The sequence below is a fragment of the Xanthomonas sp. NCPPB 1325 genome (assembly GCF_041477645.2).
Lineage (GTDB): Bacteria > Pseudomonadota > Gammaproteobacteria > Xanthomonadales > Xanthomonadaceae > Xanthomonas > Xanthomonas cannabis.
This window is the reverse complement of sequence record NZ_CM192985.1, coordinates 3,694,496-3,708,541: the sequence shown is the minus strand read 5'-3', so window position 1 is coordinate 3,708,541 and position 14,046 is coordinate 3,694,496. Positions and strand designations below refer to the sequence as shown.

11 protein-coding genes are annotated in these 14,046 nt (G+C 66.8%); 9 read left to right on the top strand and 2 right to left on the bottom strand.

Annotation, left to right across the window (positions count from 1 at the left end):
* The first annotated feature begins 209 nt into the window (after positions 1-209).
* Positions 210-1,025: a DUF3014 domain-containing protein gene (locus tag ACCQ10_RS15770; protein ID WP_372361222.1), complete on the top strand. Its 816-nt coding sequence runs from the start codon at positions 210-212 to the stop codon at positions 1,023-1,025.
* 157 nt (positions 1,026-1,182) lie between these two features.
* Here the strand turns inward: ACCQ10_RS15770 and ACCQ10_RS15765 are convergent, their stop codons facing one another.
* Positions 1,183-1,890: a glutathione S-transferase gene (locus ACCQ10_RS15765; RefSeq protein ID WP_372361221.1), complete on the bottom strand. Its 708-nt coding sequence runs from the start codon at positions 1,888-1,890 to the stop codon at positions 1,183-1,185.
* A 46-nt stretch (positions 1,891-1,936) separates the two neighbouring features.
* A complete protein-coding gene (locus ACCQ10_RS15760) occupies positions 1,937-2,245 on the bottom strand; it encodes a GIY-YIG nuclease family protein (protein ID WP_039405696.1) in 309 nt (102 codons plus the stop codon).
* Positions 2,246-2,609: 364 nt separating this feature from the next.
* Between ACCQ10_RS15760 and ACCQ10_RS15755 the strand changes: the two genes are divergently transcribed.
* The 8 genes from ACCQ10_RS15755 to ACCQ10_RS15720 all read left to right on the top strand — a co-directional run bounded on the left by ACCQ10_RS15755 (position 2,610) and on the right by ACCQ10_RS15720 (position 14,012).
* Positions 2,610-4,757, top strand: coding sequence for a TonB-dependent receptor (locus ACCQ10_RS15755; protein ID WP_372363141.1), 2,148 nt, complete (start codon positions 2,610-2,612; stop codon positions 4,755-4,757).
* A gap of 49 nt (positions 4,758-4,806) precedes the next feature.
* On the top strand, positions 4,807-6,135 hold the full coding sequence (locus ACCQ10_RS15750; protein WP_372361220.1) for an LLM class flavin-dependent oxidoreductase: 1,329 nt from the start codon (positions 4,807-4,809) through the stop codon (positions 6,133-6,135).
* Positions 6,136-6,151: 16 nt separating this feature from the next.
* Positions 6,152-7,192, top strand: a complete 1,041-nt coding sequence (gene mgrA / locus ACCQ10_RS15745; protein ID WP_372361219.1) for an L-glyceraldehyde 3-phosphate reductase — start codon at positions 6,152-6,154, stop codon at positions 7,190-7,192.
* Positions 7,189-8,316: an aliphatic sulfonate ABC transporter substrate-binding protein gene (locus ACCQ10_RS15740; RefSeq protein WP_372361218.1), complete on the top strand. Its 1,128-nt coding sequence runs from the start codon at positions 7,189-7,191 to the stop codon at positions 8,314-8,316. The genes mgrA and ACCQ10_RS15740 overlap by 4 nt, the downstream gene beginning before the upstream one ends.
* A gap of 118 nt (positions 8,317-8,434) precedes the next feature.
* Positions 8,435-9,229: an aliphatic sulfonate ABC transporter permease SsuC gene (gene ssuC / locus ACCQ10_RS15735; RefSeq protein WP_104579908.1), complete on the top strand. Its 795-nt coding sequence runs from the start codon at positions 8,435-8,437 to the stop codon at positions 9,227-9,229.
* Positions 9,226-10,056, top strand: coding sequence for an ATP-binding cassette domain-containing protein (locus ACCQ10_RS15730; protein WP_372361217.1), 831 nt, complete (start codon positions 9,226-9,228; stop codon positions 10,054-10,056). Before ssuC ends, ACCQ10_RS15730 begins: the two co-directional genes overlap by 4 nt.
* A 271-nt stretch (positions 10,057-10,327) precedes the next feature.
* Complete coding sequence (gene clpB / locus ACCQ10_RS15725; RefSeq protein WP_372361216.1) at positions 10,328-12,913, top strand: ATP-dependent chaperone ClpB; 2,586 nt, start codon at positions 10,328-10,330, stop codon at positions 12,911-12,913.
* Positions 12,914-13,100: 187 nt separating this feature from the next.
* Positions 13,101-14,012, top strand: a complete 912-nt coding sequence (locus ACCQ10_RS15720) for a DUF6624 domain-containing protein (RefSeq protein WP_372361215.1) — start codon at positions 13,101-13,103, stop codon at positions 14,010-14,012.
* Positions 14,013-14,046 lie beyond the last annotated feature (34 nt).

Here is a 14,046-nt window from a genome sequence, read left to right as displayed (position 1 = left end):
GCACCATGGGTGCGTGACCCGCAGCGTGGTGCTGCAGCTCCAGGTCGGAATGACGCGGTTTTGCGCTGGAATACAGGCAACTCCGTGCATGCCGCGGTGCCCTGCGTGGGCCGGCGTGCGCGATGAATGCGCGTGCGGCCACGAGCGATGGAACCCTTGCGCCATCCCATGGTCACACCCTGGATGTTGTCGACGTAAGGAGTTCCACGATGCAAACACCGTCCTCGCGCTGGCCATGGCTGCTGGCCGTGCCAGTGATCGCCGGCGCTGCCTGGTGGTTGTTCAGCGGGCCATCCGAGCATACGGGCGCATTGCGTGCGCCCATCAGCCGAACCGCCACCGCAGTGGCGGCGGCGGTCACTCCGGCAACGCCGGCGCCGGCCGAGCCCCGCCATCCGGTGCAGACGCCATCGCCCGATGCGGCGGACGCAGCGATTCCGGCGTTGGCGCAAAGCGATGAGGCCGCGTGGCAGGCACTGCAGGCGCTGGTGCAGCAAGACGACGCGTTGTCGATCGTGCTGCGTGCGCACCTGATTGAGCGCGTGGTGGTGATGATCGACAATCTGACCCAGCCCAGCATCAGCCGGCGTGCCCTGGTGCTGCAGCCGGCGCCGGGCGAGTTCCAGGTCAGCAGCGCTGCCGATCACAGTGTCATCGATCAGGCCAACGCCGCGCGCTACGCGCCATATGTCACCGCGTTCACCACGGTGGATGCGCAGGCACTGGTCCGCAGCTATGTGCGCTTCTACCCGTTGTTTCAGCAGGCCTACGCCAACCTGGGCGCGCCCGACCGTTACTTCAACGATCGCGTGATCGATGTGATCGACCATCTGCTGCGGACCCCGGAGCCACGTCAGCCCATTGCCGTGGTGCGCGACGAGCGTGGCCGCTATCGCTTCGTGGATCCGGCGCTGGAAGGCTTGTCGGTCGGGCAGAAGGCGATCCTGCGCCTGGGGCCAAGCCAGGCGCAGGCAGTGAAGGCGCAGTTACACGCCATACGCGCGGCACTGTTGCAGGGACGCTGATGGCAGTGGTAAACGCGTTGTACCAGCGGCGCACACACGTGCGCCCGGTGTGTCATCTCTTCGAGCGGTCTGAAGACAGCGGCGGCGAGTGCGATGAGCGCATTCGACGCACGCGTCAACGATTGCAGGCTGCCGTGCGAAGGCTTCAAGCAGATATCTAGTCGGCATCCAGCTCCGGGTAGTGGCGGAAGATGCCGTTGGTGTTGAACGCCACGCGGCGCTCGGAGGCCAGATAGGCCGCAATCCGCGGCCGCTCGGCCACGCGCTGCTGCAGGGCCTTGAGGCCAGGCAGGTCCTTGGCAAGCGTCGCCATGCGCCTGGGGAACATGTAGTCCAGCCCGCTGGCCAGCTGAAACAACGACAGATCCACGTACGAGTGCACCCCCAGCGCATGCGCGCCACCGGCGTGTTGCAGCACCTGCTCGAAATAGCCCAGGAACTTGGGCAGCCGGTTCTCGCGCAGGTCCGCAGCGCGCTTGGCCGCTTCGGCTTTCTGGTCCTCGTAGTACAGCCCGACGCCGATCGGGTGATGGGTGTCGTGCACTTCGGCCACCAGGTCGGCAATGGTCATCTGCAGTTGCAGCGCCTGCAGCCGTTGGGCCTCGGCCTCGGGCACCAACTGCAGCTGTGGCCCCAGGAAATGCAGGATCGCCGCCACCTGTGCCACCACGACATCGCCCGCACGCAGGAAGGGCGGTGCGAACGGCTGTGCACCGTCCTGCCGACCCTGCAGGAATGCTGTCATGGCCTCGTCGCCGTCGACGCGCGCCACATCGGTGTAACGGGCGCCTGCATCCTCCAACGCCAGACGGACGAATTCGCCGCGTCCCTGCAGGCCGGTCCAGTAGTAGAGCTGATAGTGCATGCGCTGCTCCGCGTTCGAATGGCGCCGCAGCCTAGGCAATGAGCGGCTAGTCGGGCGTGACCGCAGCGTCAGCGGGCTGTGACCCGGCCACAGCCGCCGGCTGCGCCAGCAGCCACGCCAGCTTGCGCGCACGCGGCTGACGCTTGAGCGCGCACTCCGCGCGCGAGGCGCTGCTGCGGTCCGGGTAGCGGTGGCTGGCCATGATCTGCAGTGGCGGATTGGCGCGCGTGTAGCGCGCGCCGGTGCCTTGCGCATGCGCCTGGAAACGCCGCTCCAGATCATTGGTGATCCCGGCGTAATAGCTGCCGTTGCGGCACAGCAGCAGATACAGATACCAGGGCTTGGGTGCATCCATGGCCGCATTATCGCCGCTGGCCGGCGCCTGCACAGCGTCAGCGCACCGACGATGGCGGTGCGGCCCGGCGCCGACCACGCAACGCGCGAGTGAATAACCACCTAAACATTGGTTATTTGACGCTCGCGGCGCTGGCAAACAGCATGCCCTACTGCCATGCGCGGTCCGGCCGGCTTGGCGACAGAACGCCAAGCGACGCGCACAAAACTGGCCGCAACGCGCTCGGAATACGCCATATCGCCCACCCACAAGGACCTCCATGCCTGTGCAACACCGGATCCCCGCCGGGATCGCTTCTGCTTCAAGGTGGTTGGCTACCCCGCAACGATTGGCATGGAGCCTGGCGCTGGCGTGTGCGCCGGCCATGGCGGATGAAGTGGGTGAACCCGCGACGCCGGCGGGCGCGGCGCAGACGCTCGGTGCAGTGACGGTCACGGCCACACGGCGCGAAACCACCTTGCAGCAGGTGCCGGTGGCGGTGTCGGTGGTGCAGGGCGAGACGCTGGAGCGCGAGAACCGCAACAGCGTGGCGGACCTGCCGGCACTGGTGCCCAGCCTGACCTTCCGCACCGGTGCCTCCAACAAGGACACCTCGTTGTTCCTGCGCGGGGTGGGCACCATTTCCACCTCGCCGGGCGTGGAGCCCAGCGTGGCCACCGTGATCGATGGCGTGGTGCTGGGCAGGCCCGGGCAGGCCACGCTGGATCTGCTCGATGTCGAACGCATCGAGGTGCTGCGCGGGCCGCAGGGCACCTTGTTCGGCAAGAATGCTTCGGCCGGGGTGCTCAACATCGTCAGCAAGCCGGCGCCGGAGACAGTTGGCGGCTATGTGGATTACTCGCACTTTGGTGGCGGCGACGAAGACCGCGTGCGTGCCAGCATCGGGGGCGCGTTGCTGCCGGAGGTGCTCAAGGCCAGCGTGTCGGCGTTGTGGGCAGAGTACGGCGGCAACGTGCGCAACGTGGCCGATGGGCAGATCGTCAATGGCTACCGACGCGCCGGTGCACGGCTGCGGCTGGATCTCACGCCCACGTCCGACTTCACGGCGACCCTGTTGGCCGATTACCTGCAGTCCCACAGCGATGCGCCCAGCGGGGTGGTGGTGGCCAGCACGCGTGCCGACTTTGCCGCCGCCCTGGCGCCGGTGCGGGCCGGGGCCGACAACCGGCAGATCAACAGCGATTTCCCCACGTCTCTGGACGACATCAACAAGGGCGCCTCGCTGCAGCTGGATCAGCACATCGGCGAGCTGCTGCTGACCTCGATCAGCGCATGGCGGCAATGGGACAACACGCAATTCCAGGATGGCGACCGCACCGCCCAGCGCAGTGCGGCGTTTCCCGCATCGCATGACCGGGGCGATCTGGGCTACACGCAGTACTCGCAGGAACTGCGCGTGCAGACCCCGCGCGACCGCGCCGTGGAGGCGGTGGCCGGGCTGTATTACCTGCACGCGCGCAGCGATGAAACCTATCGCCGCACCGTCACTTCGCCCACTGCCAGCACGGTCGGCGTGGCCGACTACGCCACCCGTGCGCAGACCTATGCCGCGTTCGGCGAAGCCACCTGGCATTGGCGCCCGGATCTGCGCGCCTTGCTGGGTGTGCGCTTCACCCGCGACACGCTGGACTATCACCATCGGCGCGCGTCCACCTCCGCAACGGCGGTCACCGGCATCCAGCCGGCCACTGCAAGCAGCGGCAGCACCGCAGAAAACGGCGTCTCGGGTCGCACCGGCCTGCAATACGACTTCGATGCGCGCACCACCGGCTACCTCACCTATTCGCGCGGCTACAAGGGCCCGGCCTACAACGTGTTCTTCAATATGCAGCCGCGCGATACGCCGGCACTGAAGCCGGAAACCTCCAACGCCTGGGAGCTGGGTTTGAAGGCGCGCGCCCTGGATGACCGGCTGAGTGCGAACGTGGCGTTGTTTCATACCGAATACGCCAATTACCAGGCCAACTTCTTCGACACCGTGGCCGGGCAGGTGGTGACGCGGCTGATCAACGCCGGGCAGGTGCGCACGCAGGGCCTGGAGCTGGACCTGGACTACCGCCCGACCGAGCGGCTCAGCCTGGCCGCCTCGCTGGCCTATACGCAGGCACGCATCCAGCGCTTTGCCTGCCCGGCAGCGGCGGCGTCCAATTGCAATGTCGATGGCCGGCCGCTGCCGTTTTCGCCGGACTGGAAGGGCAATCTGCGCGCAGGTTATCGCCTGCCGCTGCATGGCAGCCTGGCGCTCGAATTCAACGGCGATGTGAGCTGGCAGGACAGCGTGCAGTACGACCTCAGCCAGACTCCGCAGACCATCCAGGGACCGTATGCGATCTGGAACGCCAGCATCGCGCTGGCCGACGATGCGCACGGCTGGCGGGTCGCGGTGCTGGGACGCAATCTCGGCGATCGGTCGTACGCGCCGCTGCTGGCCAACGCCACCGGTAATGTCTATCGATTGGTACCGCGCGACGATCGGCGTTACCTGGGCCTGCAAGTGCGCAAGGATTTTTGACGATGGGTTTGAACGTGACGGTGAGTTGCGACACGCGCGGCGGTCCACGATGAGTGCGCCACGTCAGCTGTCGCTGGGTGCGTTCCTGATGGCCACCGGTCATCACGTGGCGGCGTGGCGGCACCCGCAGGTCAGTGCGCAGACGCTGGATTTTGCGCAGTATCGCGAGATGGTGCGTATTGCCGAAGCCGCCAGGTTCGACGCGGTGTTCGTCGCCGACAGCCTGGCCGCAGCCGGCGGGCCGGTCGCCGCGCAGATGGCGCGTTCCAGCCTGTTCGAGCCGCTGACCCTGCTCAGCGCGCTGGCAACGGTGAGCGAGCGCATCGGCCTGATCGCCACCATGACCACCAGCTACAACGAGCCGTATCACGTGGCGCGCAAGTTCGCCTCGCTGGATCATCTCTCCGGCGGGCGTGCCGGCTGGAACCTGGTCACCTCCGATGCCGCCGACGAGGCGCTCAATTTCAATCGCGACGCGCATTACGTGCATGCCGAGCGCTATGCGCGGGCGCGCGAGTTTCAGCAGGTGGTGGCCGGGCTGTGGGACAGCTGGGACGACGATGCCTTCATCGCCGACAAGACGGCCGGCCTGCATCACGACCCGGCGCGTGCGCATGTGCTGGACCACCGCGGCACGCACTTCCAGGTTCGCGGTCCGCTCAATATTGCGCGTGCACCGCAGGGCCACCCGGTGCTGGTGCAGGCCGGCTCGTCCGAGCCAGGGCGTGCGCTGGCAGCCGAGACCGCCGAGGTGGTGTTCACCGCGCAATCGTCGCTGGCCAAGGCGCAGGCGTTCTATGCCGACATCAAGGGACGGCTGGAACAGTTCGGCCGCACGCGCGATGCGCTGAAGGTGCTGCCGGGCGTGTTCATCGTGGTGGGGCAGAGCCAGGCCGAGGCGCAGGAAAAATTCGAGCAGTTCCAGGACCTGGTGGAGCCGCAGGTCGGTATCGCGCTGCTGTCGCGGATGCTGGGCAACTTCGACCTGTCCGGCTATCCGGCCGATGGTCCGCTGCCGGAATTGCCGCTCACCGAAACCGGCCAGCGCAGCCGCCAGCAGTTGTTCACCGAGCTGGCCGGGCAGGAACAGCTGAGCATCGCCCAGCTTGGCCGGCGCATTGCCGGCGGGCGCGGCCACTACAGCCTGATCGGCACGCCCACGCAGATTGCCGACGAGTTGCAGGCCTGGTTCGAACAGGGCGCGGCAGACGGGTTCAACGTGCTGGTGCCGCATCTGCCCGGCGGCCTGGCCGATGTGGCCGCGCACGTTGTGCCGGAGCTGCAGCGGCGTGGACTGTTCCGGCGTGAATATGCCGGGCGCACGCTGCGCGATCATCTGGGGCTGGCACGCCCTGTCAATCGCTTCAGCGCTCGCTGATCAACCGGAACCACTCATGACCTATCTCGCACATCCCGACCGTTACGACCGTATCGCCTACCGCCGCGTCGGCCGCAGCGGCCTGGTGTTGCCGGCCCTGTCGCTGGGCCTGTGGCACAACTTCGGCGACAGCACGCCGATCGACGCCCAGCGCGCATTGCTGCGCACCGCGTTCGACCTGGGCATCACCCACTTCGATCTGGCCAACAACTACGGCCCGCCGTACGGCAGCGCGGAGATCAACTTCGGCCGCCTGCTGCGTGAAGATTTCAGGCCGTATCGCGACGAATTGATCATTTCCACCAAGGCCGGCTGGGACATGTGGCCGGGCCCGTACGGGCAGGGCGGCAGCTCGCGCAAATATCTGCTGTCCAGCCTGGATCAAAGCCTGCAGCGGCTAGGTGTGGAGTATGTGGACATCTTCTATTCGCATCGCTTCGATGCGGACACACCGCTGGAAGAGACCGCCGGTGCGCTGGCCAGTGCGGTGCAGCAGGGCAAGGCGCTGTACGTGGGCGTGTCGTCGTATTCGGCAGCGCGCACGCGCGAGATTGCCGCGCTGCTGCGCGAGTGGAAGGTGCCGCTGCTGATCCATCAGCCGGCCTACAACCTGTTCAACCGCTGGCCGGAGCAGGAGTTGCTGGACACCACCGCCGACCTCGGTGCCGGAGTGATTGCGTTTACGCCATTGGCGCAGGGCCTGCTTACCGGCAAGTATCTGGAGGGCATTCCCGAGGATGCGCGCGTCAATCGCCCCGGTGGTCAATCCTTGCGGCCCGAACACCTGTCCGACGACAACCTGCAACGCGCACGCGGCTTGAATGCCATTGCGCAGCGGCGCGGGCAGAGCCTGGCGCAGCTGGCGCTGGCCTGGGTGCTGCGCGATCCACGGGTGAGCTCGGCCCTGCTGGGTGCCAGCCGGCCGGAGCAACTGGTGGAAAACGTGGCGGCATTGCAGACGCCTGCGTTCACCGCAGAAGAGTTGGCCGAGATCGACCGCCATGCGGTCGAGGGCGGGATCAATCTTTGGGAAAAACCCTCCACCGATTGGCAATGAGGAAGCTGCCGATGCGTCACTGCGTTTCAGCAACGACAATCGAAACGGCCACGCAGCCGTTGGCCGCACGTGGCGGCGAAACGCAGGCGGCGGGTACGGTAGGTGCAAAGCGCCGGCTGCGTGCGGCACGCCGCCGGCTGACAGCTGCGCGCGCGGGCTGGGTGGCCGTGTGGGTGTCTGCGTTGCTGTTCTCCAGCATCGTATTGGTGCAGCCTGCGCTTGCGGCCGAGCCGGCGCAGTTGCGCATCGGCTATCAAAAGGCGGTGTCGAGTCTGGTGCTGGCCAAGCAGCATCGCTTGCTGGAACAGCGCTTTCCCCGCACCAGGATCACCTGGGTGGAATTTCCGGCTGGGCCGCAATTGCTGGAAGCCTTGAACGTGGGCAGCATCGACCTCGGCGGCGCCGGCGACATTCCGCCGTTGTTCGCGCAGGCCGCCGGGGCCGACCTGCTGTATGTGGGTTGGGTACCACCCACGCCGAAGGCCGAGACCATCCTGGTGCCGGCCAAGAGCACGCTGCGCACCGTGGCCGACCTCAAGGGCAAGCGCGTCGCGTTTCAGAAAGGCTCCAGCGCGCACAACCTGTTGTTGCGCTTGTTGGCCAAATCCGGCCTGAGCCTGCGCGACATCACGCCGTTGTATCTGTCGCCGGCCAACGCGCGTGCGGCCTTCGCCGCCGGGCAGGTGGATGCGTGGGCCATCTGGGACCCGTGGTATTCGGCCTTGACCCTGGATGGCAGCGCACGCCTGCTTGCCAACGGCGAAGGGCTGGGGCTGACCGGCGGGTTCTTCCTGTCGTCGCGCCGCTATGCCACCGCGTGGGGTCCGTTCGTGCAACAGGTGATGGTGCAACTCAACCAGGCCGATGGCCTGCTGGAGCGCGACCGCGCCGGCAGCATCAAAGTGTTGTCGCAAGTGAGCGGGCTGCCGCCTGCGGTGGTCGAACGCACACTGGCGCACCGCCCGCCGGCCAGCGTGCAGCCGCTCAATGCGCAGGTCATCAAGGCCCAGCAAGCCACTGCTGACCTGTTCCATGCACAGCGCCTGCTGCCCAAGCGCGTGCTGGTGGCACCGGCGGTGTGGCGCGCGCCTGCGCCTGCCGCTGCACAGCCGGCGGGCAAGTGATGCGCTCGATGGCATGCACGTGTGCAATGCGGCATCGGGAACCTTCGTGCGCACAGGTGAGCGCCCACGTCTCGATGCAACACGCGGTAATGCGATGCGCCGCCACCACGGTGCTGCAATGAGCGCCCGCGCACGCCGTCTGGGCACTGGCTTGGTGCCCTGGTTGCTGCCGCTGGCATTGCTGCTGGCATGGCAGATTGCCGCGGCCACGGGCTGGCTGCCGCAGCGCATTCTTCCTGCGCCCGATGCGGTACTGCGTGCCGCCATCACGCTCGTGCAAAGTGGTGAGCTGTGGCAGCACCTGGCCATCAGCGGTTGGCGCGCGGCGGTGGGCCTGGCCATCGGCGGCAGCATCGGCCTGGCACTGGGCCTGTTGACGGGCGTGTCGCAGGTGGCGGAACGGCTGCTCGACAGCAGCCTGCAGATGCTGCGCAACGTGCCGCATCTGGCGCTGATTCCGCTGGTGATCCTGTGGTTCGGCATCGACGAGGGCGCCAAGCTGTTCCTGGTGGCGCTAGGCACGTTCTTCCCGATCTACCTCAATACCTATCACGGCATCCGCAGCGTGGACCCGGCCTTGATCGAGATGGCGCGCAATTACGGCCTGCGTGGGCCGCAGCTGTTTGTCGATGTGCTGCTGCCCGGCGCGCTGCCCTCCATCCTGGTCGGCTTGCGCTTCGCGCTGGGGCTGATGTGGCTGACCCTGATCGTGGCCGAGACCATTTCGGCCAGTTCCGGCATCGGCTATCTGGCCACCAATGCGCGCGAGTTCCTGCAGACCGACATCGTGGTGGTGGCGATCGTGCTGTACGCGCTGCTCGGCAAGCTGGCCGACCTGGCCGCACGCGGCCTGGAAGCCTGGTGGCTGGGCTGGCATCCGGCACACCAGCAGCGTGCGCAGGTGCGCCGATGAGCGCGACCGACACCGGCCTGCCACTGAGCCTGCGCGGCATCGGCAAGCGCTATGGCGACAGCGAGGTGCTGCGCGGCATCGATCTGCGGATCGCCCCCGGCGCCTGCGTCGCGGTGGTGGGCCGCAGCGGCTGCGGCAAGAGCACGCTGCTGCGGGTGATTGCCGGGCTGGAAGCGGCCGACAGCGGCACCGTGGAGAGCGGCGCCGCGCCGCTTGCCGCGCAGCGCGATGCGGTGCGGCTGATGTTCCAGGACGCGCGGCTGCTGCCGTGGAAGCGGGTGATCGACAACGTGGCGCTGGGGCTGGGCCGTGCCGGCCGCATGCAGGCCCAGGCCGCGCTGGATGCGGTGGGGCTGGGCACGCGTGGCGGCGACTGGCCGGCGGCGCTGTCGGGCGGCCAGCGGCAGCGCGTGGCGCTGGCGCGCGCGCTGGTGCATCGGCCACGGCTGCTGCTGCTGGACGAACCACTGGGCGCGCTGGATGCATTGACCCGTATCGAAATGCAGCAGCTGATCGTGCAGCTGTGGCGGCACTACGGCTTCACCCTGGTGCTGGTGACCCATGACGTGGCCGAAGCCTGCGCGCTGGCCGACCGCATCGTGGTGGTGGAGCAGGGTCAGGTCGGCCTGGATGTCGCGGTGCCGGTGGCGCACCCGCGTGCGCCCGGGTCGCCGGCCCTGGCGGCGATCCAGGCGCAGGTACTGTCGCGCCTGCTGGGAGCTGCGCAGACCTCCGAGCAGGCGGCTGCGGCGAAGGCCGAGGTGCGGCGCGACGCCACGCGTGAGGCTGCGCGACACGGAGCGGCACCGCTGCAGCGGATCGTCTAGCAGCGGACGTCGGGCGCGAAGGCTCCGACGCCGCGCCCTGCGCCACGCGTCCTCCCCCAGCCAGCGGGCAAGAGGCTGCCTCACGGACCGGTGCGTCATCGCAACCGCACACCGGCTGCGTGCGCCGCCTGGCACTGCCGATTGGAGCCGGGCACCGGCCTCGCCGCTGCCCGGCTCCGGCACCGGCACCGGCAAGCCTTGAAACCCCGCCCGGCAACCGCATCTGCACGGTATCGCCGGCGTCGCCGGCCACCCGTTCAGAGGATTTCCCATGCGGATGGACAAGCTCACCTCGCGGTTCCAGCAGGCACTGGCCGACGCACAGTCGTTGGCCGTGGGCCGCGACCACAACATCATCGAGCCGGTGCACGTGCTGGCCGCGCTGCTCGACCAGAGCGGCGGCAGCACGCGCCCGCTGCTGTCGCAGGCCGGCGTCAACGTGCCGCTGCTGCGCGAGCGACTGGGCGAGGCGCTGGACACGCTGCCCAAGGTCTCCGGGCAGGAAGGCAACCTGTCGATCGGCAACGACCTCAATCGCCTGCTCAACCAGACCGACAAGCTGGCCCAGCAACATGGCGATGCCTTCATCGCCAGCGAGTGGTTCGTGCTGGCCGCCGCCGACGATGCCAGCCCGCTGGGCGTGGCGCTACGCGCGGCCGGGGGCGACAAGAAGAAGATCGAGGCGGCCATCGACAAGCTGCGCGGCGGCGAAACCGTGCAATCGGAAAACGCCGAAGAACAGCGCCAGGCGCTGGAGAAATACACCATCGACCTCACCGCGCGTGCCGAAAGCGGCAAGCTCGATCCGGTGATCGGCCGCGATGAAGAAATCCGCCGCACCATCCAGGTGTTGCAACGGCGCACCAAGAACAACCCGGTGCTGATCGGCGAACCCGGCGTGGGCAAGACCGCCATTGTCGAAGGTCTGGCCCAGCGCATCATCAATGGCGAAGTGCCCGAGGGGCTGCGCGGCAAGCGCGTGCTGTCGCTGGACATGGGCGCGCTGATCGCCGGCGCCAAGTTCCGCGGCGAGTTCGAAGAGCGCCTGAAGGCGGTGCTCAGCGACCTGTCCAAGAACGAAGGCCAGATCATCCTGTTCATCGATGAGCTGCATACCATGGTTGGCGCGGGCAAGGCCGACGGCGCGATGGATGCCGGCAACATGCTCAAGCCGGCGCTGGCACGCGGCGAGCTGCATTGCATCGGCGCCACCACGCTGGACGAATACCGCAAGTACATCGAAAAGGACGCGGCATTGGAACGCCGTTTCCAGAAAGTGTTCGTGGGCGAGCCGACGGTGGAAGACACCATCGCGATCCTGCGTGGGCTAAAGGAACGCTATGCAGTGCATCATGGCGTGGAGATCACCGACCCGGCGATCGTGGCTGCGGCCACGCTGTCCAACCGCTACATCACCGACCGCCAGTTGCCGGACAAGGCCATCGACCTGATGGACGAAGCCGCATCGCGCATCCGCATGGAGATCGACTCCAAGCCGGAGGAACTCGATCGCCTGGAGCGCCGCCTGATCCAGCTCAAGATCCAGCGCGAGATGCTCAAGAAGGAAAAGGACGAGGCCTCGCGGCAGCGCCTGGCCGATCTGGAAAGCGATATCGACAAGCTCGAACGCGAGTTCTCCGACCTCAATGAAGTGTGGAAGTCGGAAAAAGCGGCGTTGCAGGGTACCACCAAGATCAAGGAGCAGATCGAGCACGCCAAGCTGGAATTGGAGGCCGCGCAGCGCCGCCAGGACTACGCCAAGATGAGCGAGATCCAGTACGGCGTGCTGCCGCAGCTGGAAAAGCAGATGCTGCTGGCCAACGAAGTGGAGCACCACGACTTCAAGCTGGTGCAGGACCGCGTCACGGCCGAGGAAATTGCCGAAGTGGTGTCGCGCTGGACCGGCATTCCGGTCAACAAGATGCTTGAAGGCGAGCGCGACAAGTTGTTGCGCATGGAGGAGGAGCTGCATCATCGCGTGGTCGGTCAGAACGAGGCGATCAAGGTCGTCTCCGACGCGGTGCGCCGCTCGCGCGCGGGTCTGTCCGATCCCAATCGCCCGAGCGGCTCGTTCCTGTTCCTGGGGCCGACCGGCGTGGGCAAGACCGAGTTGTGCAAGGCGCTGGCGGACTTCCTGTTCGACAGCACCGAAGCAATGATCCGCATCGACATGAGCGAGTTCATGGAAAAGCACTCGGTCTCGCGTCTGATCGGTGCGCCTCCGGGCTATGTGGGCTATGAAGAGGGCGGCTATCTCACCGAGGCGGTGCGCCGTCGCCCGTATTCGCTGATCCTGCTGGACGAGGTGGAAAAGGCGCATGCCGATGTCTTCAACATCCTGCTGCAGGTGCTCGATGATGGCCGCCTCACCGACGGCCAGGGCCGCACGGTGGACTTCCGCAACACCGTCATCGTGATGACCTCCAACCTGGGCTCGCACCAGATCCAGGAGCTGTCCGGCGACGGCAGCGCCGAGGCTTATACGCAGATGAAGGCCGCAGTGATGGGCGTGGTGCAGGCGCACTTCCGCCCGGAGTTCATCAACCGGCTGGACGACATCGTGGTGTTCCACCCGCTGGACAAGGCGCAGATCAAGTCGATCGCGCGCATCCAGTTGCATGGGCTCGAAAAACGCCTGGCCGAGCGCGGCCTCAAGCTGGATCTGGACGATGCCGCGCTGGAATTGTTGGGCAATGTCGGCTTCGACCCGGTGTATGGCGCACGCCCGCTCAAGCGCGCGATCCAGTCGCAGGTGGAGAACCCGTTGGCGCAGCAGATCCTGTCGGGGCAGTACCTCAGCGGTGACACCGTGCAAGTGCGCGCTGAAGGCGGGCGGCTGGCGTTTACCAAGGGCTGAGGCGCAGCACCGGTTACGCGCGCGCATGCGCAGGGCAGGCATCTGGAGTTCGGTAAGGCTTGATTGGAGGGCGAGTCGTCCCGCAGGATGCGGGGGAGGCTCGCCTGCGGCATGCGGGTCGCTTTGGAGCCTGACGGATTGCCGCGCTCTGCCTCCCTCGAACACCTCATCTGGCAAGGAACTTCAGATGCGTCTTGCGTATGTTTCGATCTATGTCGGCGTCGCCTTGGGATTAACAGGTGCTCTGCACGCAGCGGAAGTGCCGGATATTTTCGCCGCGCTCAAGGCCTACGAGGCCGAGGACTACGCGGGTTGTGCCCAGGTGATGGCCGCACTGCAGCGCTCCTCCGGCGAACTGCCGCAAAATGGCGAACTCCTGCGCGCAGAGTGTCTGGCGGCAGCGAAACAGACCGACGAGGCGATGCGCTATCTCGAGGAGGAAATTCCACGGGGGCGCATTTCCATCGATGATTTGCGCAGCAAGGATCGGCCCGGCCTGAATCGGCTGCGAAAGACGGATGGGTGGCCTGCGCTGCTGGCTAAGGCCGAACGCATCAGTGCGCAGCAGCAGACGGCGTTGAATCTGCAATTGCGGCAGGAGCTGCTTGCGCGCGTAGAGAAGGATCAGCATGCGCAAAATGCAGCAATCACCGCTGGAGGCAAGCCAGCCGACTGGGCATCGATCGTGCCGGTGATGCGCGAAAACACCGAATGGCTCAAGCAGGTCGTCGCGACGCAGGGGTGGCCGGGACGGCGCCTGGTGGGCGAAGACGGCGCCAATGCAGCATGGACCTTGATACAGCACTCCGACGCTGATCCAGGGTTTCAGGCGCAGGTGCTGGCATTGATGGAAGCGGCGCTTGCCAGGCAGGATGTGGCGCCTGACGATGTGGCGCTGCTCACCGATCGTGTCTTGCGTGCGCAAGGGAAGCCGCAGCGCTACGGCACCCAGTTTCAGACCGATGCGGATGGTAGCAAGTCGCTGCAGCCCACTGAGGACGAAGCGGGCCTGGATGCGCGTCGCCGTAGCATGGGGCTCCCTCCCATGCATCAGTACAAAGAGATGTTGCGCGACGTTTACCATCAGCCGGTGCGGTGAGCGACGGTTGAGGAGCGTCGGGTTGCCAGCAGCG